Consider the following 23987-nt stretch of genomic DNA (forward strand, 5'->3'; position numbering starts at 1 on the left):
ATTATTTATAAAACATAAGTTTATTATAAACTTTGTTCAATCTCATCCTTAGGACCAACAATTTGATCTTCGTACGATCTCATTCCTGTACCTGCTGGTATACGCTTACCAACAATTACATTTTCTTTTAATCCTTCTAATGTATCAACTTTACCATTAACTGCGGCTTCGTTTAATACTTTAGTAGTTTCCTGGAACGACGCAGCTGAGATAAATGACTTCGTTTGTAACGAAGCTCTTGTAATACCTTGTAATACTTGCTCAGCTGTTGCTGGTTGAGCATCACGTGCTATTACTAAGTTTTTATCTTCTCTACGTAATAAAGAGTTTTCATCTCTTAATTGACGAGCAGAAACGATTTGTCCTGGTTTTAAGTTCTCAGAATCTCCAGCATCTTCAACAACTTTCATTCCGTAAATAGCGTCGTTTTCTTGGATAAAGTCTGTTTTGTGAACTAATTGATTTTCTAAGAATAATGTATCCCCAGAATCAATAATTCTAACTTTACGCATCATTTGACGAACAACTACTTCGAAGTGCTTGTCGTTAATTTTTACCCCTTGTAAACGATATACTTCTTGAATTTCGTTTACTAAGTACTCTTGTACAGCTGAAGGTCCTTTGATATTTAAGATATCAATTGGAGTGATTGCTCCGTCTGATAACGGCATACCTGCTTTGATAAAGTCATTCTCTTGCACTAAGATTTGATTAGATAACTTAATTAAGTATTTCTTAATCTCACCTGTCTTAGATTCGATAATGATTTCACGGTTACCACGCTTAATCTTACCAAATGAAACAACTCCGTCAATCTCAGCAACAACTGCTGGGTTAGATGGGTTACGTGCTTCGAATAACTCTGTTACACGTGGTAAACCTCCTGTAATATCCCCTGCTTTACCAGACTTACGAGGAATCTTAACTAACGTTTTACCAGATTCAACTTTATCTCCATCATCAACAATTAAGTGAGCTCCTACTGGTAAACTGTACGAACGTAACGCATTACCATCAGCATCTTCAATAATTAATGAAGGTATAATTTTCTTGTTCTTAGAATCAGTAATTACTTTTTCTTGGAAACCAGTTTGTTCATCGATTTCTACAGAGTAGTTAATCCCTTGCTCTAAGTTATCAAACTTCACTTTACCAGCGAATTCTGAAACGATAACTCCGTTAAATGGATCCCACTGACATACTACATCTCCTTTTTTAATCGTTTCTCTATCTTTATCAAAGATGATAGAACCGTAAGGAATAATGTTTGTACTTAATACAATACCTGTTTTCTTATCGGTAATTTTAATTTCAGCAGTACGAGAAATAACGATTTCAACTTCTTCTCCGTTACTATCTTTACCATTTACAGTACGTAAATCGTCAATTGACACATTACCATCAAACTTAGCGATTAACTTATTGTCTTCTGAAATGTTTCCTGCTACCCCTCCAACGTGGAACGTACGTAATGTTAACTGTGTACCTGGTTCTCCAATCGATTGTGCTGCAATAACACCTACTGCTTCACCTCTTTGAACTTTCTTACCAGTTGACATACTTTGTCCGTAACACTTCTCACAAATTCCTCTTTCAGATTCACAAGTTAATGCTGAACGAACTTCAACAGAATCTACACCAGCAGCTTCAATTTTATCAGCTAATACAGGTGTAATTAATTCACCTCCAGCGATTAATAATTCATCAGAATTTGGTGGATATACATCATATAATGCTGTACGACCTGAAATTCTATCGCTTAAAGATTCTACGATTTCATCATTTTTCTTTAATGGAGAAACCTCTAATCCTCTTAATGTACCACAATCTACTTCGTTAATAATAACATCTTGAGATACATCTACTAAACGACGAGTTAAGTAACCAGCATCGGCTGTTTTTAATGCGGTATCGGCAAGACCTTTACGAGCACCGTGCGTAGAGATAAAGTATTCTAAAATTGATAAACCTTCTTTAAAGTTCGATAAAATCGGGTTTTCAATAATTTCTCCACCACTTGAAGTCGATTTTTTAGGTTTCGCCATCAGACCACGCATACCTGTTAACTGACGAATCTGCTCTTTCGATCCACGTGCTCCAGAATCTAACATCATGTATACTGAGTTGAATCCTTGTTGATCTTCACGTAAACGCTTCATCGATAATTCAGTTAATCGGTTGTTGGTAGATCCCCAAACATCAATTACCTGGTTATAACGTTCTTTTTGGGTTAACATACCCATGTTATAGTTCATAATGATTCCATCCACTTCTTGGTTAGCTTCAGCAATCATTGCTTGTTTTTCTTCTGGGATAATGATATCTCCTAATGAGAATGATAAACCACCTTCGAAAGCGTATTTATATCCCATGTTCTTGATTTCATCTAAGAATTGACCTACTGAAGGAATATCTGTAACTTTTAAAATGTTACCAATAATTCCTCTTAAAGATTTCTTAGTTAAAACCTCGTTTACGTATCCTGCTGCTTCTGGTACTACCTCGTTAAATAAAACTCTACCTACAGTAGTTTCTATAATCTTAGTAACTTGTTCACCATTCTCTACATCTTTGGTACGTACTTTAATACCAGCATTTAAGTTTACTTGTCCTTCATTTAAGGCAATGATAACCTCTTCTGGTGAATAGAAAGTTAATCCTTCACCTTTAATTGGCACTTCAGGAGTTGACTTTCTTTCTTTAGTCATATAATAAAGCCCTAATACCATATCTTGTGATGGTACTGTAATAGGAGCTCCGTTTGCTGGGTTTAAGATGTTGTGAGAACCTAACATTAATAGCTGAGCTTCTAAAATAGCTTCAGGTCCTAATGGTAAATGAACCGCCATTTGATCCCCATCGAAATCGGCGTTAAATGCCGAACATGCTAATGGGTGTAGACGAATAGCTTTACCTTCTATTAATTTTGGTTGAAATGCTTGAATACCTAAACGGTGTAAGGTAGGAGCACGGTTTAATAATACCGGATGTCCTTTAATTACATTTTCTAAAATATCCCAAACTACTGGTTCTTTACGATCAATAATTTTCTTTGCAGATTTTACTGTCTTAACAATTCCTCTTTCGATTAACTTACGAATAACAAAAGGTTTGTACAATTCAGCTGCCATATCTTTTGGCAATCCACATTCAAATAATCTTAACTCAGGTCCAACAACAATTACCGAACGTGCAGAATAATCAACACGCTTACCTAATAAGTTTTGACGGAAACGACCTTGTTTACCTTTTAAACTATCAGATAATGATTTTAATGGTCTGTTAGATTCAGTTTTTACTGCTGATGATTTACGTGTGTTATCAAATAATGAATCTACAGATTCTTGTAACATACGCTTTTCGTTACGTAAAATTACTTCTGGAGCTTTGATTTCCATTAATCGCTTTAAACGATTGTTACGGATAATTACACGACGGTATAAATCATTTAAATCAGAAGTAGCAAAACGACCTCCATCTAATGGAACTAATGGACGTAATTCTGGTGGAATAACCGGAACTACTTTCATAATCATCCATTCTGGATTGTTTTCTCTGTTCTTTTGAGAATCTCTAAAAGCTTCAACAACATTTAAACGTTTTAATGCTTCGTTTTTACGTTGTTTAGACGTTTCAGTATTTGCTTTATGACGTAACTCGTAAGATAATTGGTCTAAATCGATTCTTTCTAATAAATCGATTAAACACTCTGCTCCCATTTTAGCGATAAACTTGTTAGGATCAGTATCTTCTAAGTACATGTTTTCTTGTGGAAGTGTATCTACAATATCTAAATACTCTTCTTCTGTTAAGAAATCCATTTTTTGTAATGGTTCTCCTTCAGCATTTTTAGCAATACCTGGTTGAATTACTACGTAACGTTCGTAGTAAATAATCATATCTAACTTCTTAGATGGTAACCCTAAAAGGTATCCCATTTTGTTAGGTAATGATCTAAAGTACCAAATATGTGCAACTGGTACTACTAAGTTAATATGACCTACTCTATCTCTACGTACTTTTTTCTCAGTAACTTCAACACCACATCGGTCACAAACGATACCTTTATATCGAATTCTTTTATATTTACCACACGCACACTCATAGTCTTTTACAGGACCAAAGATACGCTCACAAAACAATCCATCTCTTTCTGGTTTGTGTGTACGGTAGTTTATAGTTTCTGGTTTTAACACCTCTCCTTTAGAAGCCTCTAAAATAGACTCAGGTGATGCTAAACCTATTGAAATTTTGTTAAACTTCTTAACAGTGTATTTTTCGTTTTTTCTTGCCATGATAATGGATTCGAATTAAAAATAAATGTCTTATAATAAGACTGATATTGAAAAAATGATTTGCCTCAGAGTTTACATTCTGAGGCATTTCACTGTGATTATTCTTCTAATTTAACGTCTAATCCTAAACCTTTAAGTTCGTGCATTAATACGTTAAATGATTCTGGTAAACCTGGTTCTGGCATTGCTTCTCCTTTAACGATAGACTCGTAAGTTTTTGCTCTACCTAATACATCATCAGACTTAACAGTTAAGATTTCTCGTAAGATACTTGATGCACCATATGCTTCAAGTGCCCATACCTCCATCTCACCAAAACGCTGACCTCCAAACTGAGCTTTACCTCCTAATGGTTGCTGAGTAATTAATGAGTAAGGTCCGATAGAACGTGCGTGCATCTTATCTTCAATCATGTGACCTAACTTAATCATATAAATTACTCCTACCGTTGCAGGCTGATCGAAACGTTTACCTGTACCTCCGTCATATAAATATGTATGACCGAATCTTGGAATTCCTGCTTCGTCTGTTAATTTATTAATCTCATCTAAAGAAGCCCCATCAAAAATTGGAGTTGCATATTTTTGACCTAATTTTTGACCTGCCCAACCAAGAACAGTTTCATAAATCTGACCAATGTTCATACGCGATGGTACCCCTAATGGGTTTAATACGATATCTACTGGTGTTCCGTCTTCTAAGAAAGGCATGTCTTCTTGACGTACGATACGTGCAACAATACCTTTGTTTCCGTGACGTCCTGCCATCTTATCTCCTACTTTTAATTTACGCTTCTTAGCAACATAAATTTTAGCAAGTTTTAAGATTCCAGCTGGTAATTCGTCTCCTACAGAAATTGTAAACTTCTCACGACGTAAAACTCCTTGTAAGTCGTTTAACTTAATTTTATAGTTGTGAACTAATTCAACAACCATATCGTTTAATTCTTTATCGGTAGTCCAAGTTCCGTTTAAATGCGTAAAATCTTCAACAGAATTTAACATTTTTTGAGTGAACTTTTTACCTTTTGGTAATACTTCTTCTCCTAAGTCGTTAAAAACTCCTTGTGAAGTTTTACCAGATACTAAGTTAAATAATTTTTCAACTAAAGTATCTTTTAACGCTTCGAATTTAGATACGAAAGATGCTTCTAAAGTAGCAATTGCTTCTTTATCGCGAGCACGCTTGTTCTTATCTTTTACGGCACGTTTGAATAGTTTTTTATTGATTACAACACCTCTTAATGATGGAGAAGCTTTTAATGAAGCATCTTTTACATCACCTGCTTTATCACCAAAGATAGCACGTAATAACTTTTCTTCAGGAGTTGGATCAGACTCTCCTTTTGGTGTAATCTTACCAATTAAGATATCACCAGGATTTACTTCTGCTCCAATTCGAATCATACCGTTTTCATCTAAGTCTTTAGTGGCCTCTTCAGAAACGTTAGGAATATCGTTTGTTAACTCTTCTGCTCCTAACTTCGTATCACGAACATCTAATGAATACTCATCGATATGAATAGAAGTAAAGATATCTTCACGAACTACTTTTTCAGAAATCACAATCGCATCCTCGAAGTTATACCCTTTCCAAGGCATGAAGGCTACTTTCATGTTTCTACCTAAAGCTAATTCTCCTTTTTGTGTTGCATATCCTTCACAAAGTACTTGTCCTTCTTCAACTCTATCACCAACTTTTACAATTGGCTTTAAGTTAATGTTAGTACCTTGGTTGGTTTTTCTAAATTTAATTAAGTCGTAAGATGTTTCATCTGAATCAAAGCTTACCATACGCTCTTCTTCAGTTCTATCGTACTTAATTGTAATTTTGTTAGCATCTACATACTCAACAACTCCTGCTCCTTCAGCATTGATTAAGATACGAGAGTCTTTAGCTACTCTACGCTCTAAACCAGTACCAACGATTGGAGACTCTGGACGTAATAATGGAACTGCTTGACGCATCATGTTCGATCCCATTAACGCACGGTTCGCATCATCATGCTCTAAGAAAGGAATTAACGATGCAGAAATCGAAGCGATTTGGTTAGGAGCAACGTCCATATAGTTAACTGCTTCAGGACTTTCCACTGGGAAATCTCCTTCTTCACGAGCAATTACTCTATCGCTTTCAATTTTACCATCATTTGCTACAGGTAGGTTAGATTGTGCAATCTTCTTACCTTCTTCTTCCTCTGCTGATAAGTAAATTGGCTCTTCATTAGATACCACTCCGTTTTCAACTTTCTTATACGGAGTTTCAATAAATCCTAAGTTATTTACTTTAGCGAATACTGATAATGACGAAATAAGTCCAATGTTTGGTCCTTCAGGTGTTTCAATCGGACATAAACGACCATAGTGCGTATAGTGAACGTCACGAACCTCGAAACCTGCTCTTTCTCGTGATAAACCTCCAGGTCCTAAAGCTGATAAACGACGCTTATGAGTAATCTCTGCTAATGGGTTTGTTTGATCCATGAACTGAGATAACTGGTTGGTACCAAAGAAAGAGTTAATTACTGATGATAACGTCTTAGCGTTAATTAAGTCGATTGGAGTAAATACTTCGTTATCACGAACATTCATTCTTTCACGAATAGTACGCGCCATACGAGCTAAACCTACACCAAACTGACCTGCTAATTGCTCACCAACAGTTCTAACACGACGGTTAGATAAGTGATCGATATCATCTACTTCAGCTTTTGAATTGATTAACTCAATTAAATACTTAATAATGGTAATAATATCGGTCTTTGTTAATACTTTTTGATCTAAATCTTCATCTAAACCAAGTTTAGTATTCATTCTAAAACGTCCTACCTCACCTAATGAATAACGTTGTTCTGAGAAGAATAATTTATCAATAATTCCTCTTGCAGTTTCCTCGTCTGGCGGTTCAGCATTACGTAATTGTCTATATATATGTTCTACAGCCTCTTTTTCTGAGTTTGTAGGATCTTTTTGTAATGTATTATGGATGATAGCATAATCTCCTAGCTGATTATCTTCTTTGTGTAATAAGATAGTTTTAGCTCCAGATTCGATTATTTCATCTACATCTTCTTTTTCAATAATTGTATCACGGTCGAAAATAATTTCGTTACGTTCAATAGATACCACTTCTCCTGTATCTTCGTCTACGAAATCTTCATGCCAAGTTTTTAAAACTCTTGCAGCTAATTTACGCCCTAATACTTTCTTTAATCCAGCTTTAGAAACTTTTACTTCTTCAGCTAAATCAAAAATTTCTAATATATCTTTATCTCTTTCAAAACCGATGGCTCTGAATAACGTTGTTACTGGTAATTTTTTCTTTCTATCAATATAAGCATACATTACTTGATTGATATCGGTAGCAAATTCTATCCAAGAACCTTTAAATGGAATTACTCTTGCAGAGTATAATTTGGTTCCGTTTGCGTGGAAAGATTGCCCAAAGAATACACCTGGTGAACGGTGTAATTGTGATACAACAACTCTCTCTGCTCCGTTAATAATAAACGTTCCAGAGTTTGTCATATAAGGAATTGTACCTAAGTATACATCTTGAACGATTGTTTCGAAATCTTCGTGTTCAGGATCGGTACAATATAATTTTAATCGTGCTTTTAAAGGTACACTGTAAGTTAAACCACGCTCAATACATTCTTGAATGCTGTATCTTGGTGGATCTACAAAGTAGTCTAAAAATTCTAATACAAATTGATTACGTGTATCGGTAATCGGGAAGTTATCCATGAAAGTTTTATACAAACCTTCTTCTCCTCGCTCTTCAGCTTTAGTTTGCAATTGGAAAAAATCTTGGAAAGATTTTACCTGAATATCTAAAAAATCTGGATAATCAGCTCCTAACTGCGAAGACGCGAAGTTAATTCTTTCAGTAGTGTTTATCGTTGCCAAAAGAGATGCTATTTTTAATTAAAAATATATTTTTTGAAACTTTTTTGTTTCAATACTGCAATTTTAATTGCTTTTACTGATTAAAAACCAGCACTTTATAATCGTAAAAACCACAACTTAAAATAGTGTGATAAATAAAGAACGAATATATACACAAAATGGTTTAGGCCTAAAAACCGAAGTTTCTAGTACCTAAACCTTAATTGTTTTTTCCCGTTTTTAAATCGGGAGTATAGCTTACTTAAGCTCTACCTCAGCTCCTGCTTCTTCTAAAGATTTTTTAAGACCTTCTGCCTCATCTTTAGAGATTCCTTCTTTTACTGGTGCTGGTGCGCTATCAACGATTTCTTTAGCTTCTTTTAATCCTAATCCAGTTAATTCTTTAACTAACTTTACAACTGCTAATTTAGAACCACCTGCCGCTTTTAAGATTACATCAAACTCAGTTTTTTCTTCAGCTGCATCTCCACCACCTGCTGCTGGACCTGCTACTGCTACAGCTGCTGCTGCTGGCTCAATACCATACTCTTCTTTTAAAATATCAGCTAATTCATTAACTTCTTTTACTGTTAAGTTAACTAATTGTTCTGCGAAATCTTTTAAATCTGCCATTTTAATTGTTTTTAAAAATTTTATTATTTTAGTTTATTAGTGCGCGAAATTATTTTTCTGATAATGTCTTTAAGATACCTGATAACTTACCACCACCTGACTGTAATGCTGAAACAACATTCTTAGCAGGAGATTGTAATAATGTAATGATATCTCCAATAAGTTCTTCTCTAGACTTGATGTTAACAAGAGCATCTAATTGGTCATCTCCAACATAAACTGCTTCTTCTACATACGCTCCTTTTAATAAAGGTTTGTCTGATTTTTTTCTGAACTCTTTGATAACTTTTGCTGGTGCGTTCGCTGCCTCAGCAATTAACATTGAAGTATTACCTTTTAATACACCTGGTAACTCTCCAAAATCTTTATCAGAAGCTTCCATTGCTTTTTCAAGCAATGTATTTTTAACAACTGCCAATTGTACGTTAGCTTTAAAACAAGCTCTACGTAAGTTAGATGTTGTAGCTGCATCTAAACCAGAAATATCTGCTAAATAGATTGTGCTAGTATCTGCTAATTGTGCTGTTAAATCTTGTATTACTTGTGATTTTTCCTCTCTAGTCATAATTAAAAAGTTTTAACTGCCTTACGATACTGTTTTAACATCTACAGCAACACTAGGACTCATTGTAGAAGAGATAAAAATACTCTTAATATAAGCTCCTTTAGCCGCTGTTGGCTTTAATTTAATTAATGTTTGAATTAACTCGTTTGCATTTTCTTCAATCTTATTAGCATCAAAAGACGCTTTTCCGATTGCTGCATGTACAATACCTGTTTTATCTACTTTAAAGTCGATTTTACCAGCTTTTACTTCTTGTACTGCTTTTGCAACATCCATAGTTACTGTACCTGTTTTTGGGTTTGGCATTAAACCACGAGGACCTAATACACGTCCTAAAGGACCTAATTTACCCATAACTGAAGGCATAGTAATAATAACGTCAACATCAGTCCATCCTCCTTTAATTTTTTGAAGGTATTCATCTAATCCAACATAATCAGCACCAGCTTCTTTAGCTTCTGCTTCTTTATCTGGAGTAACTAATGCTAAAACTTTAACATCTTTACCAGTACCGTGAGGTAATGTTACAACACCACGTACCATTTGGTTAGCTTTACGAGGATCTACTCCTAAACGTACTGCTAAATCTACAGATGCATCAAATTTTACGTTTGTAATTTCTTTAACTAAAGCTGATGCTTCACTTAAATTATAAACTTTAGAGCTATCTACTTTAGCACGAGCTTCTTTTTGTTTTTTAGTCAATCTTGCCATTTTCTAAATTGCTTTTAAGTTTATGCAGGAGCATCACCTGTTACTGTTAATCCCATAGAACGAGCAGTTCCAGCAATCATTCTCATTGCAGATTCAACTTCAAAGGCATTCATATCAGCCATTTTGTCTTCTGCAATTCCACGAATTTGATCCCAAGATACGCTTGCTACTTTCTTTCTATTAGGCTCACCTGAACCTTTCTTAATTTTGGCCGCTTCTAATAATTGTACCGCAGCTGGTGGAGTTTTTACAACAAATTCGAAAGATTTGTCTGTATAAACTGTAATAACAACAGGTAATACTTTACCTTGTTTATCCTGTGTACGAGCATTAAACTGCTTACAGAACTCCATGATGTTAACACCGGCAGCACCTAAAGCGGGTCCAACTGGTGGCGACGGATTCGCTGCACCTCCCCTAACTTGTAGTTTTACTAATTTACTTACTTCTTTTGCCATTGTTTAAGATTTAACGATGTGCTTAAATTGGAAGCTTAAACACACCAAAATATAGGTGTAACAATTATATTTTCTCTACTTGCATGTAATTTAGCTCTAATGGTGTTTTTCTTCCGAAAATCTTTACCATTACTTCTAACTTACGTTTTTCTTCATTAACCTTTTCTACAGTTCCATCGAATCCATTGAAAGGCCCGTCAATTACTTTAACAGTTTCACCAACTGAATAAGGAATTGCAACATTTTCATCTTTAACAGAAAGTTCATCAACCTTACCTAACATTCTGTTAACTTCTGATTTACGCATTGGTACTGGATCTCCTCCTTTTGTTTCACCTAAAAAACCAATAACTCCTGTTACTGATTTAATTACGTGAGGAACCTCACCTGCTAAATTAGCTTCTACCATTACATAACCAGGAAAATAAACACGTTCTCTGTTTATTTTCTTTCCGTTTCTTACTTGAATAACTTTTTCAGTTGGAACGATTACTTGGTTTACATAATCAGACAACCCATGACGCGCAATTTCAGTCTCGATATAAGTTTTAACCTTATTCTCTTGACCTCCAATAGCTCTCACAACATACCACTTCATCACCGAATCAGCCATCATTAAAACATTTTAAAGAAATTATCTAACCCCATTTGAAAAACCCTATCTATAGCAGCCACAGCTAATGCAAAAACAATTGTAAATGCAGCTACAACAACTGTAGACTTTTGTGCCTCCTCACGAGAAACCCAAGTCATATTGGTATTTAATTCTTCAAAAGAATCTTTAATGTATTGTACAAAGTTACTCATATTTTATCCTTTTAACGAGCTGCAGTTTTAACCACAACTCGTTTTAGTTTTGCACGGGTTGAGAGACTCGAACTCCCGACACCTGGTTTTGGAGACCAGTGCTCTACCAACTGAGCTAAACCCGTATTTTAAAGGAGTCTCTCGTTTTAAAGAGACTCCTTTAGCTTTTATATTAAACTATAATTAGTCTAAGATTTCAGTTACCTGACCAGCACCTACTGTTCTACCTCCTTCACGGATTGCGAACTGTAAACCTAAGTTTAATGCGATAGGTTGGATTAAGTCAACTGTAATTGTTAAGTTATCACCTGGCATTACCATTTCAACTCCATCAGGTAAGTTAATGTTACCAGTTACGTCAGTTGTACGTACGTAGAACTGTGGACGGTAGTTGTTGTGGAATGGAGTGTGACGTCCACCTTCTTCTTTCTTTAAGATATACACCTCAGCTTTGAACTTAGCGTGTGGAGTTACTGAACCTGGCTTAACGATTACCATACCTCTCTTGATATCTTCTTTTGCAATACCTCTTAATAAGATACCTGCATTATCTCCAGCCTCACCTCTATCTAAGATTTGACGGAACATTTCGATACCAGTTACAGTAGAAGTTAATTTTTCAGCACCCATACCGATAATCTCTACAGCATCACCAGAGTTGATGATACCAGTTTCGATACGTCCTGTTGCTACAGTACCACGACCAGTAATAGAGAATACATCTTCAATCGGCATTAAGAAATCTTTTTCAGTATCTCTTGGTGGCTCTTCAATCCAAGTATCAACAGCTTCCATTAAAGATAATACTGTATCTACCCACTTTTGCTCTCCGTTTAATGCTCCTAAAGCCGAACCAGCAATAACAGGACCATTATCCCCATCATACTCATAGAAAGATAATAAGTCTCTTACTTCCATTTCTACTAACTCTAATAACTCTTCGTCATCAACCATATCAACTTTGTTTAAGAAAACAACGATACGTGGAATACCTACCTGACGACCTAATAAGATGTGCTCACGAGTTTGAGGCATTGGACCATCTGTAGCAGCTACTACTAAGATAGCACCATCCATTTGCGCAGCACCAGTTACCATGTTCTTTACGTAATCGGCGTGACCCGGACAGTCAACGTGTGCGTAGTGACGGTTTGCTGTTGCATACTCTACGTGAGAAGAGTTAATTGTAATACCTCTTTCTTTTTCTTCTGGAGCGTTATCGATTTGATCAAAAGCTCTTTGCTCAGAATATCCTGCATCTGCTAAAACTTTTGTAATTGCAGCAGTTAAAGTAGTTTTACCGTGATCTACGTGACCAATAGTACCTACGTTTAAGTGCGGTTTCGAACGATCATAAGTTCCTTTTGCCATGATTATTAATTTTAATTCTTAGTTAAATATATTTAGTGTTATTTTTAAAACTCTTGTCAAATAAACTCTAAAATAGAGCCAACAACGGGATTTGAACCCGTGACCTCATCCCTACCAAGGATGCGCTCTACCAACTGAGCTATGTCGGCAATAGATTTAGAGCGGGAGACCGGGTTCGAACCGGCGACATTCAGCTTGGAAGGCTGACGCTCTACCAACTGAGCTACTCCCGCAATTTTGCTTGTTAAGATTTTAGTGGGGAGAGCAGGATTCGAACCTGCGAAGTCGTAAGACAACGGAGTTACAGTCCGTCCCATTTGGCCGCTCTGGAATCTCCCCAAGAATCTTAAATCAAAATTTTAATGAACTTTTGTTCTTTTAGAGCCGATGAAGGGACTCGAACCCCCGACCTGCTGATTACAAATCAGCTGCTCTAGCCAGCTGAGCTACATCGGCTTTTGCTATAAAAAAACAATCCGCTATTTCTAACGGACTGCAAATGTAAAAAGTAATTTTTAATTTTTAAAACTTTTTTAAATTATTTTTTATTGTTTTTAAGACACTAAAGCATCCTTTGTTTTTTCTTTCGATTTTTGTAACTGTCTTTTTAATGACTCTACCGCTACACTAACTCCTTCTTCAAAAGTTTTGTACTGCTTTTTCACCATCAATTCATTACCTGGTATATTAATTTTTACCTCGGTTATTTTATTTTCTTTTTCGCTCGTTTTTTGCACTTTTAAAAACACTTCTGCATCAACGATTTTATCATGAAACCTTTCTAATCCCCCTACTTTTTTCTCAATGAAGTCTAATAATTTTTTGTCTGCTGAGAAATTTACTGACTGTGTGAATACCTTCATAATTCTTCGATCTTTAGGTTGACTCTCTAGGATGAGCCTGATTATACACTTTTTTTATTTGCTCCAAGCTATTGTGCGTATATACTTGGGTAGAGGCTAAACTTGAATGCCCTAGTAATTCTTTAACCGAATTTAACGACGCACCGTTATTAAGCAAATGTGTTGCAAAAGCATGCCTTAATATATGTGGACTTTTTTTTGCTTTTGTTGACACCCTACTAAAGTACAAATTTATTATTCGGTAAACAAGAGTTTCATAAATTTTAACCCCTTTTTTTGTTACCAAAAGAGCCTCTTCGTTTTCTGCTTCGTAATTTCTTTTTTGATTTAAATATACTTGCAATGTTTTATACACTGAAGGCAAAATTGTTACATATCTTTCTTTATTTCTTTTTCCTAAAACTTTAATCGCTTTTTTTGAATGATCTACATCGCTTTCTTTTATATTAATCAACTCTATTCTTCTCATTCCTGTTGAATACAACAACTCAACAATTAATCGATCTCTTATTGATTCAAAATCGGTTGAATCATCACTCATTAACCTCAACACCTCTTCTACTTCATTTTGATCGAACGGAGTTTGAATTTTCTTTTGAACTTTTAATGCTTTGTGACTTGATAACGGATTTGTAGTTATCTCTCCTATTTTTTGAAGAAACTTATAAAAGGTTTTTAACGAACTTACTTTTCTATTTACACTTCTGTTTGAAACACCGTTATTTACCAAACTAACAATCCACGTACGAATTTGATTGTAATGAACATTTTCTAAATCTTCTTGATTAAACTCTACCTCGCAAAAATCTTTAAACGCTATTAAATCTGTCTTATATGCTTGAATGGTGTTTTGAGAATAATTTTTCTCAAACTCTAAGTAATCTAAAAAAGCTTGTATATACATATACTTTTAATTTCGTAAAATGAAGGTACAAAAAAAAACCTGTATTGAAATCAATACAGGTTTTATACATTATAAGGATGATTACTATCCTACTTCTTCTTGAGTTCTTAATCTCTGAACGTAAGATGCTTTAATCATTTGAGCACGTTTAGCTACAGATGGCTTTGTAAATTGCTTTCTGTTACGTAATTGCTTCATCGTTTTTGTACGATCAAATTTACGCTTATAACGTTTTAACGCTCTATCGATATTCTCTCCTTCTTTAACTGGAATGATTAACATATGTTTGCACCTCCTTTCATTGTAGTCTTTGTATTTTAAATATTAACCGATAACTCTCAGTTTATCAATTAATTAAATTATATTTCATTTGTTTGGACGGCAAAGATACAAAGTTTTATTTATACGAAACTAATTTTAAAGTTCCTTTTTGTTAAAAAATTGCACATAAAAAAAGCCCTGATATTATAACAGGACTTCATTTCAGTATTTTGTATCAGCTATGTAGCTGGCTTATATTCTTTTTTATCAATTACCATTTTTGCGATAATCTCCTTGAGAATCTCTGATGTACCACCTCCAATTGGCCCTAAACGACTATCGCGAAGTAAACGCGCCATAGGATATTCCTCCATATAACCGTACCCTCCTAATAATTGCAACGCTTCGTAAATTACCTCATCTGCCATTTTAGTAGATAGTAACTTACTCATACTTGCTTCTTTTACCACATATACACCATCGTTTAATCGTTTTGCAATAGAATAGTTGTACTCTTTACACATATCTACTCTACTTGCCATTTCAGCAACTTTATGACGTAAGGCTTGAAATTTATCTAATGTTTTACCAAAAGCTTGACGCTCACTCATGTATTGTATTACATAATCAACAGCGTACTCTGCGCGCGCATGAGCATTTATTCCCATAACCAAACGCTCTAAAGCAAAGTGTTGCATTATATATGGAAACCCTTTTCCTTCTTCACCCATTAAATTTTCAGCAGGAATTACCACATTATCAAAAGCAATTTCAGCGGTATCAGAAGCTCTCCAACCTAATTTATCTAATTTAGTTGATGAAATTCCTGGAGTATCTCTATCAATAATAAAAATACTCATTCCTTTATGTTTGTCTTCTGGATTTGTTTTTGCTGCAACTACTAAATAATCAGAATACACTCCGTTTGTAATAAAAGTTTTTGAACCATTAATTACATAAGTATCTCCTTTTTTAACTGCAGTAGTTCTCATTCCTGCAACATCACTTCCTCCAAAAGGTTCTGTGATACATAAACATCCTATTTTATCTCCTTCTATACTTGGAGTTAAATATTCGTTTTTAATACGATCGTCTCCTTCTTTATTTACGTGTGTCATTGCCAAATATGCGTGCGCCCACATATTTGCAGCAAAACCTCCTGAATTTACTTTTTGTAATTCTTCTAAAAAGATTACGGTGTAAAATAAGTCTAAACCTAATCCACCATATTCTTCTGGTTGGTTTAAACCAAAGTATCCCATTTCACCGAATTTCTTCCAGATAAAACGTTCAACTGTTCCTTCTTTCTCCCATTTATCTATATGCGGAACCACTTCTTTTTGTAAAAAATCTTTAAAACTTTGACGAAAAGATTCGTGTTCCTCAGTAAAATACATACTGTTCATTAGCTCTGTAATTGTTTGTTGTTTGTTATTTTGCTTCCAAATATATAACTATTCTATCGTATTTATCTAATGGAAAATCTTTAATATTTCTTAATTCTGAAATATATTGAAGCTCAGCAACCTCGTCACGATACTCAAAAATCTTTTTACACAACTCATAATCTATATACGGATTTTTCAACACCTCTTTAAATATAGCTGTATTTACATTTACTTTTGTAATATTTGGTTTTTCTACAATTTTGAATGTTTGCAAAACAGCGTTGGCAGTTTCTTTATTTAAACCCCACACTTCATATAATTGAACTGAGAGCGAATATCCCTGCAACTTATTTCGGTATTTTATAATTCTTTCAGCTAATACTTCTCCTACTCCGCTAATACTTTCAAAATCTTGTTGTGTAGCTTTATTTAAATCGTTTGTAGAAATTTTATATACCTTATTATATATATGATTTTTTGAAGGGTTAGTTTCTTCAACCCCTATTTTCTTAGCATTCCCTTTTTTAACTACCCAATCTGGGAATTTAAAGTATGGAGATATTACAGCTAGCAAGCTATCTGAAACTTTAGTTACGCTCTTAAAATCTTCAACAGAGTTAATCCATTTATTTTGCTTTCTAAAAGCAAGCAACCTATCTATTTCTTCGACAGACATTCCTAATTGATATCCTTTAAAATCATTTATATAATTTGGATTGAAAGGGTATATTTTGGGTTTCTTGCTTTCTAACTCTACCAACTTTAAACTATCTATTTGCTTTTGAAAAGATTTTATCTCTTCAGTATTTATATCAATAATTTTTTCTGAAGAAAAATCAACAAAAGCATATAAGACTTGTAACAAAACAATTATCAACACCAAAAAGAAAACCCCATTTCGTTGGCGTTTGTTATACCAGAAATGGGGTTTTAATATTTTCATTTTGTTTTTATTTATTCTTCAACAGCTTCTCTTTTAAGGTTAATAGCATCTAGATATCTTTTTAATTGCTTTTTAACCACTGGCATTAACAAATATAAACCAACCATATTAGGGAATACCATTGCAAAAATCATTGCATCAGAGAAATCCCAAATAGATTTCATACTTGCCGCAGCACCAATTACCACGAAAGTTAAGAATAAAATTTTATATGTTAAATCCGCTTTTTTACCTCTACCAAACAAGAACTTCCATGACTGTAATCCGTAGTAAGACCAAGAAATCATAGTAGAAACTGCAAATAACACTACTGCTATTGTTAAGAATACATTTGAAAACGGGATGTATGCTGCAAATGCTTTTGATGTAATTCCTGCTCCTTCATAAGCAACTCCATCAATAAATACAGATCCTGAACCATCACCTCCATATTCAAATGCTCCTCCGAAGTTAAAGATAATAATTACTAATGCTGTCATTGTACAAATAACAACTGTATCAATAAAAGGTTCTAACAACGCTACTAATCCTTCAGAAGCTGAATATTTAGTTTTTACAGCTGAGTGTGCAATAGATGCTGAACCTGCTCCTGCTTCATTAGAAAACGCTGCTCTTTTAAATCCAACTAACAACACTCCTATTACACCACCTACTCCAATTGCAGTTGGATTAAAGGCTTCGGTAATAATTAAAGAAATTGCATCATCTATTAAAGAAAAGTTAATTCCTAAAATATAAAAACATGCTAATAAATATAACAATGCCATAAACGGAACTACTTTTTCAGTTACCGAAGCAATTCTTTTAATTCCTCCAATAATGATAATTCCTACTAATGCCGCTAACGCAACACCAATAATAGCACCAGCTGCAGTACTTTCTAAACCTAATAATTCTTTAATTACAATTGTAGCTTGGTTAGATTGCGCTGCGTTACCACCACCAAAAGAACCTCCAATACAGAAAACTGCGAAAGCCCCTGCTGCAATTTTACCTAAAGTAGCAAAACCTTTTTCTTTTAATCCTTTTGAAAGATAATACATTGGTCCACCATATACAGTTCCATCCTCTCCTACATCACGATAATGAACACCTAACGTACATTCAACGAATTTAGTTGACATACCTAATAACCCACAAATAATCATCCAGAATGTTGCCCCTGGACCTCCTAAAGCAATTGCTAATGCAACCCCAGCAATGTTACCATTACCAACTGTACCAGAAACTGCTGTTGCTAACGCTTGGAAATGCGATACTTCTCCTTCTTCACTTTCATCTCTAATAGTATCTTTAATATCTCCGTCTATTTCTAAATCGCTATGTAAGCTTTCAATATTTTCAATATGCTCTTCAATATCATCAACTTTGTTCATATCAACTCCTTGAGCAATACCATCTTCTCCGTACAATAATTGAGCTCCGTGTTTTTCAATATCTTCATATTTACCTCTTACTACATTGATAGCCGTAAAAAAGTGACGGATGTTTGGGAATCCAAAATATACTGTAAAGAAAGCTGCACTTGCTACTAATAATATTAATACAAATGGAGTTCCGAAAACAGAAAAGAAAATTACACTGCTAAAAAAATCTGAAATTGGCTTAAACGCTTCATCAATTTGTTGATCTAAACCTTTTTCTTGTGCGAAGGTTAACATCGGTGCTATGAACAATAGCAACGTAAGAAGTTTTTTCTTCATGATATTTACGTGTTTGTTTTTGAATTAGTAGCCCGCAATATCTTAAAAAAATGAAGTATCAACAAGTTTTAGTTGTTAAATATAAAATTTACTTTAATTTTTCTTTAAATCGTTGTAAATCTTCTCTAAAGCTTTTTGGATAAAACCCTAACTTTTTATTTGTCTTCGACAAATAAAAACCAGTTATTGGTGGTCGCTTTGCTTTTTGATTTAATGTTGTTGTAGAAATTGGTATAATCAAGTTTTTATCCAACTCAAAAACCTCAGCTATTTCTTGTGCTATTTCGTAGATACTTAGCAGTTTATTGGATGAAATATTAAAAATTCCGTGAGCCTTTTTATCTATTGCTAACTTGCAAGTCATAGCTAAATCTTCTACATAAGTTGGCATGCGAAATTGATCGTTTACGATGGTTATCTCTTTACCTTCTTCCAGTGATTGTTTTACCCATAATACAATATTGTTTCTCGACATATCAAACACTTTTCCGTAAACAAGTATTGTTCTTAAAATGGTAAAATCTATTTGGGAAGTAGTTACTATTTCCTCTGATTTCAACTTAGACCATCCATAATAGCTTAACGGATTAGGCTCATCGGTTTCTTTATAAGGTCCATTTTCTCCATCAAAAATAAAATCGGTAGAAATATGAATTAAGTGTGTGTTGTTTTCTTTTGAGTAATCAGTTAAATACTGAACAACATCAATATTTAATTTATGGCAGTTTTCTTTATCATCTTCACAAGCATCAACATTGGTCATTGCTGCGGTGTTAATGATAACATCTGGTTTGAATTCATTTAATTTTTCTAATAACAGTTTTTCTTCTGTTATATCTATTGAAGCATATTCAAAATCATTTCGACCGCTACGATTTTCTCCTCTTGAAAAACCAATTACTTGATAGTTTTCTTTTTCATTTAGCAATAAACTTAACAGAGATTGCCCCAGCAAACCATTACTACCAGTTACAACTACTTTTACCATTAAAAAATCTTTCTAAGCGTATTAATTTGTTCTGGTCTTCCCAAAACGATAAGGTTTGCTCCTGCTTCAAGTTTTACATTTGCATCAGGATTTATAATATATTCTTTCTCTGGAGTACGATAACCAATTACTGTACAACCTGTTTTCTTTCGTAAATCTAAATCTAAAATCGTCCTGTCTAAATATTCTTCTGGTAAATTATTAATCGCTATTTCCTCTAAATTTGCTGTTGTATCACCTTCAATGGTTAACCTATCAACAAACTCGATTACATCAGGTGTTACAACTAAAGTAGCCATGTGTGCACCTCCTAATTTATCGGGCATTATCACGTTATCAGCTCCAGCTATTTTTAATTTACTATACGATGTTTCTTTAGAAGCTCTACTAATAATTTTGCATTTTTTATTTAACTGCTTTGCTGTTAAAACCACAAATAAATTGTCTGCATCTGAGGGTAGCGCTGTAATTAAATTATCTGCCTTTAAAATCCCTGCTCTTAACAAAGTTTCATCGGTAGTAGCATCACCTTCTATATTTAAAACCCCTAAACTATCTAGTTTTTTAACTAGTTCTTTGTCTTTTTCAACAACCACAAAGTTTTTCTTGTAGCTTTCTAATTTTGCCATAGCTTGTTTACCGTTTCTACCATAACCACAAACAATGGTGTGTCCTTCTAATTTCTCTATCATTTTTTGAACTTTTTTTACTTTAAGTTGATGAAAAAACTGACCGCTGATTAAATATTCTGAAAAGGAAGATACTGCATATCCAAAAATAAACAAACTAGAAAGTATCAATCCTATTGTGAATATCTTTTCTCCTGTACCAAAAGGATGCACCTCACCAAAACCAATAGTACTTATGGTTATTATCGTCATGTATAGTGCATCTACAAAAGAATAACCAAATAAAAAAATATACCCAACAACCCCTATAGTTAGTATTAATAGAGAAAAGAATATAGCTTTATATAATCTTGATTGAAAAACGCTATTCATTATAAATCGAAAACAGAAGTTCTTTTAGTATAAATCATATCTTTTAAGCGTAGTAAAAACGCCAAGGTTAAATACAAACCAAATGACAAACCAACAGTTACAAAAGAAATATAAATAAAAAACAAACGCACGTTGGTAGCACGCATACCCAAACGATCTGCAAATCGAGAAGACACATTAAAACCGTGTCGTTCAAAAAAATGTCTTAAATAGCTAATCATTTTACTTCCTTTTAATCGCAAGATACCAATTTCAAATCATTTGTTATACATCACCTCTTTAAAATAAATTTGGTTTTGGTAACTTTGCTGTTTTTGGTAAAACCCTCACTTTGAAAGAACAAGAATACATAGAAGTTTACGGAGCAAGAGCTCATAATTTAAAAAATATTGATGTTAAAATTCCTCGTGAAAAACTAGTTGTGATTACTGGTTTAAGTGGAAGCGGAAAATCTTCTCTTGCTTTCGATACTATTTACGCGGAAGGACAACGTCGCTATATTGAAACTTTTTCCGCCTATGCACGTCAGTTTTTAGGTGGACTAGAGCGTCCTGATGTTGATAAAATCGACGGACTTTCCCCAGTAATTTCTATTGAGCAAAAAACAACTAATAAAAGTCCACGTTCTACCGTAGGAACCATTACCGAAATTTACGATTTCCTTCGTTTGTTGTTTTCTCGTGCTGCGAATGCTTATTCCTACAACACAGGCGAAAAGATGGTGAGTTATTCTGACGAGCAAATCAAAGAGCTTATTTTAAAAGATTTTGACGGAAAACGTATTGCAATTCTTGCGCCTTTAATTAAATCGAGAAAAGGACATTATCGTGAGTTATTCGAGCAAATTTCTAAACAAGGTTTTGTTCGTGTTCGTGTTGATGGAGAAATTCGAGAGATTGAAAAAGGCATGAAACTCGATCGTTACAAAACACACGATATTGAAGTAGTTATTGATCGTTTAATTGTAAATGACAATGCCGAAAAACGTTTAGACGAGACTATAAAAACTGCTTTATATACGGGAGATAATATTTTAATGGTGATTGATGTTGACGACGAAAAACCTCGCTATTTTAGTCGTGAATTGATGTGTCCTACCACTGGAATTGCCTACCCAAATCCAGAACCAAACACTTTTTCATTCAACTCACCTAAAGGAGCTTGTACACATTGTAACGGATTAGGAATTACCAACGAAATCAACAATCAAAAAGTAATTCCTGACGATACTATTTCTATCAAAAACGGGGGAATCATTCCGTTAGGAGAACAAAAAAACAGTTGGATTTTTAAACAACTACAAACTATTGCTGAACGCTACAGTTTTAAATTAACCGATCCTATAAAAAATATTCCGAAGGAAGCTATGGAAGTTATTTTACATGGTGGAAAGGAAAAATTTGAAATTCAATCGAAAGCCGCTGGGGTAACCAGAAATTATGAAATTGATTTTGAAGGAATTATTGCTTTTATTGAAAATCAATACAAAAACTCAGAAAGCACTTCTATTAAACGCTGGGCAAAAGATTTTATGGATGAAGTTACCTGTTCCGTTTGTGATGGAAAGCGCTTAAAAAAAGAAGCGCTTCATTTTAAAATCACTGATAAAAATATTAGTGATTTAGCTCATATGGATGTATTAGAATTGGCTAACTGGTTTCAAAAAGTTGATAAAAAACTATCAGAAAAACAATTAACTATTGCAGCTGAAATCTTAAAAGAAATTCGCACTCGAATTCAGTTTTTATTAGATGTTGGTTTAGATTATTTAACATTAGACAGAACCTCAAAATCACTTTCTGGTGGAGAAGCTCAACGTATTCGTTTAGCAACCCAAATAGGATCGCAATTAGTTGGAGTACTCTATATTTTAGATGAACCAAGTATCGGTTTACATCAACGAGACAATCAAAAATTGATTGATTCTTTACTCAAACTTCGCGATGTTGGTAACTCTGTTTTAGTAGTTGAACATGACGAAGATATGATAAAAAACGCCGATTTTGTATTAGACATTGGTCCAGGTGCAGGACGTCATGGAGGCGAAATTGTTAGCGAAGGAACTTTTGACGATTTAAAAAGTCATGATACCTTAACTGCTGATTATTTATCAAAAAGAAAAGAAATTGAGGTTCCTAAAAAACGTCGTGAAGGAAACGGAAATAACATTAAGCTATCTGGAGCTTCTGGAAATAATTTAAAAAATGTATCGGTTGAATTTCCTCTAGGAAAAATGATTTGTGTAACGGGTGTTTCAGGTAGCGGAAAATCTACCTTAATTAACGAAACCCTCTATCCTATTTTAAATTCACATATTTACAGAGCTGTAAAAAAACCGATGCCTTATAAGAAAATAGAAGGTTTAGAACATATTGATAAAGTAATTGATATCGATCAATCTCCTATTGGAAGAACACCTCGTTCTAATCCTGCTACCTATACAGGTGTGTTTAGTGAAATTCGTAGTTTATTTGCTAAAACTCCTGAGGCTTCTATTCGTGGTTACAAACCAGGAAGATTTAGTTTTAATGTAAAAGGCGGACGTTGTGAAACCTGTCAAGGTGGTGGAGTTCGCGTAATTGAAATGAACTTTTTACCAGATGTTCATGTAGAATGTGAAACTTGCCAAGGAAAACGTTTTAATAGAGAAACTTTAGAAATTCGCTACAAAGGAAAATCTATTTCTGATGTGTTAGAAATGACAATTAACGAAGCAACTGACTTTTTTGAACACATACCTAAAATACATCGAAAACTAAAAACCATTAAAAATGTTGGTTTAGGTTACATCACGCTCGGGCAACAATCAACCACACTTTCAGGAGGGGAAGCGCAACGTATAAAGTTAGCTTCCGAATTATCTAAAAGAGACACTGGTAATACTTTTTACATACTAGACGAACCTACTACTGGTTTGCATTTTGAAGACATTCGAGTGTTAATGGAAGTACTAAATAAATTAGCCAACAAAGGAAACACCGTTTTAATTATTGAACATAATCTAGATGTAATTAAACTTGCCGATTATATTATTGATATCGGTATGGAAGGTGGAAAAAAAGGTGGTAAAGTTTTAACCTACGGAACTCCTGAAGAAGTTGCCAAACATAAAACCAGTTATACTGCTAAGTTTTTAAAGCAAGAGTTACTATTTAGTTAACTCTTTCTTTAAAAATTTAACAACTTTTTTTTTATTTTAATTTTCT

The 23987-nt window shown here is 34.1% G+C and carries 19 protein-coding genes and 5 tRNA genes; 1 reads left to right on the top strand and 23 read right to left on the bottom strand.

Features of this window, described 5'->3' with window-relative positions:
- Positions 1 to 23: 23 nt before the first annotated feature.
- The 23 genes from rpoC to ACKTST_RS09570 form a co-directional block, all read right to left on the bottom strand.
- Positions 24 to 4295, bottom strand: a complete 4272-nt coding sequence (gene rpoC, locus ACKTST_RS09460; protein ID WP_408047513.1) for a DNA-directed RNA polymerase subunit beta' — start codon at positions 4293 to 4295, stop codon at positions 24 to 26.
- A 98-nt stretch (positions 4296 to 4393) separates the two neighbouring features.
- Positions 4394 to 8203, bottom strand: a complete 3810-nt coding sequence (gene rpoB / locus ACKTST_RS09465; RefSeq protein ID WP_408047514.1) for a DNA-directed RNA polymerase subunit beta — start codon at positions 8201 to 8203, stop codon at positions 4394 to 4396.
- A 237-nt stretch (positions 8204 to 8440) separates the two neighbouring features.
- Complete coding sequence (rplL, locus tag ACKTST_RS09470) at positions 8441 to 8815, bottom strand: 50S ribosomal protein L7/L12 (RefSeq protein WP_408034979.1); 375 nt, start codon at positions 8813 to 8815, stop codon at positions 8441 to 8443.
- Positions 8816 to 8864: 49 nt separating this feature from the next.
- Positions 8865 to 9380, bottom strand: coding sequence for a 50S ribosomal protein L10 (gene rplJ / locus ACKTST_RS09475; RefSeq protein WP_408047515.1), 516 nt, complete (start codon positions 9378 to 9380; stop codon positions 8865 to 8867).
- A gap of 21 nt (positions 9381 to 9401) precedes the next feature.
- Entirely contained in the window at positions 9402 to 10094 is a 693-nt protein-coding gene (rplA, locus tag ACKTST_RS09480; protein WP_408047516.1) for a 50S ribosomal protein L1, read from the bottom strand.
- A gap of 20 nt (positions 10095 to 10114) precedes the next feature.
- Positions 10115 to 10552, bottom strand: a complete 438-nt coding sequence (gene rplK, locus ACKTST_RS09485) for a 50S ribosomal protein L11 (RefSeq protein ID WP_028892875.1) — start codon at positions 10550 to 10552, stop codon at positions 10115 to 10117.
- 64 nt (positions 10553 to 10616) lie between these two features.
- Complete coding sequence (nusG, locus tag ACKTST_RS09490; protein WP_408047651.1) at positions 10617 to 11165, bottom strand: transcription termination/antitermination protein NusG; 549 nt, start codon at positions 11163 to 11165, stop codon at positions 10617 to 10619.
- Between the two features lie 2 nt (positions 11166 to 11167).
- Positions 11168 to 11359, bottom strand: coding sequence for a preprotein translocase subunit SecE (secE, locus tag ACKTST_RS09495; protein ID WP_408047517.1), 192 nt, complete (start codon positions 11357 to 11359; stop codon positions 11168 to 11170).
- Between the two features lie 52 nt (positions 11360 to 11411).
- A tRNA-Trp gene (locus ACKTST_RS09500) sits at positions 11412 to 11484 on the bottom strand.
- Between the two features lie 58 nt (positions 11485 to 11542).
- Positions 11543 to 12730, bottom strand: a complete 1188-nt coding sequence (tuf, locus tag ACKTST_RS09505) for an elongation factor Tu (RefSeq protein WP_408047518.1) — start codon at positions 12728 to 12730, stop codon at positions 11543 to 11545.
- Positions 12731 to 12806: 76 nt separating this feature from the next.
- Positions 12807 to 12879, bottom strand: a tRNA-Thr gene (locus ACKTST_RS09510).
- A gap of 11 nt (positions 12880 to 12890) precedes the next feature.
- Positions 12891 to 12963: transfer RNA gene (locus tag ACKTST_RS09515), tRNA-Gly, on the bottom strand.
- A 23-nt stretch (positions 12964 to 12986) separates the two neighbouring features.
- Positions 12987 to 13069: transfer RNA gene (locus ACKTST_RS09520), tRNA-Tyr, on the bottom strand.
- Between the two features lie 43 nt (positions 13070 to 13112).
- Positions 13113 to 13186, bottom strand: a tRNA-Thr gene (locus tag ACKTST_RS09525).
- Between the two features lie 98 nt (positions 13187 to 13284).
- Positions 13285 to 13593, bottom strand: a complete 309-nt coding sequence (hpf, locus tag ACKTST_RS09530) for a ribosome hibernation-promoting factor, HPF/YfiA family (RefSeq protein WP_408047519.1) — start codon at positions 13591 to 13593, stop codon at positions 13285 to 13287.
- Between the two features lie 13 nt (positions 13594 to 13606).
- On the bottom strand, positions 13607 to 14497 hold the full coding sequence (locus ACKTST_RS09535) for a tyrosine-type recombinase/integrase (RefSeq protein WP_408047520.1): 891 nt from the start codon (positions 14495 to 14497) through the stop codon (positions 13607 to 13609).
- A gap of 84 nt (positions 14498 to 14581) precedes the next feature.
- On the bottom strand, positions 14582 to 14779 hold the full coding sequence (rpsU, locus tag ACKTST_RS09540; RefSeq protein ID WP_028892869.1) for a 30S ribosomal protein S21: 198 nt from the start codon (positions 14777 to 14779) through the stop codon (positions 14582 to 14584).
- Between the two features lie 218 nt (positions 14780 to 14997).
- A complete protein-coding gene (locus ACKTST_RS09545) occupies positions 14998 to 16164 on the bottom strand; it encodes an acyl-CoA dehydrogenase family protein (RefSeq protein WP_408047521.1) in 1167 nt (388 codons plus the stop codon).
- Between the two features lie 25 nt (positions 16165 to 16189).
- A complete protein-coding gene (locus tag ACKTST_RS09550; RefSeq protein WP_408047522.1) occupies positions 16190 to 17089 on the bottom strand; it encodes a helix-hairpin-helix domain-containing protein in 900 nt (299 codons plus the stop codon).
- Between the two features lie 11 nt (positions 17090 to 17100).
- Complete coding sequence (locus ACKTST_RS09555) at positions 17101 to 18792, bottom strand: alanine/glycine:cation symporter family protein (protein ID WP_408047523.1); 1692 nt, start codon at positions 18790 to 18792, stop codon at positions 17101 to 17103.
- 88 nt (positions 18793 to 18880) lie between these two features.
- A complete protein-coding gene (locus tag ACKTST_RS09560; protein ID WP_408047524.1) occupies positions 18881 to 19780 on the bottom strand; it encodes an SDR family oxidoreductase in 900 nt (299 codons plus the stop codon).
- Positions 19780 to 20781: a potassium channel family protein gene (locus tag ACKTST_RS09565; RefSeq protein WP_408047525.1), complete on the bottom strand. Its 1002-nt coding sequence runs from the start codon at positions 20779 to 20781 to the stop codon at positions 19780 to 19782. The genes ACKTST_RS09560 and ACKTST_RS09565 overlap by 1 nt, the downstream gene beginning before the upstream one ends.
- Entirely contained in the window at positions 20781 to 21002 is a 222-nt protein-coding gene (locus ACKTST_RS09570; protein WP_408047526.1) for a PspC domain-containing protein, read from the bottom strand. Before ACKTST_RS09570 ends, ACKTST_RS09565 begins: the two co-directional genes overlap by 1 nt.
- 110 nt (positions 21003 to 21112) lie before the next feature.
- On the opposite strand from ACKTST_RS09570, the gene uvrA reads away from it, so the two are divergent.
- Positions 21113 to 23941: an excinuclease ABC subunit UvrA gene (gene uvrA, locus ACKTST_RS09575; protein ID WP_408047527.1), complete on the top strand. Its 2829-nt coding sequence runs from the start codon at positions 21113 to 21115 to the stop codon at positions 23939 to 23941.
- Positions 23942 to 23987: the final 46 nt, after the last annotated feature.

The organism is Tenacibaculum crassostreae, assembly GCF_964512405.1.
Taxonomy (GTDB): Bacteria; Bacteroidota; Bacteroidia; order Flavobacteriales; family Flavobacteriaceae; genus Polaribacter; species Polaribacter crassostreae.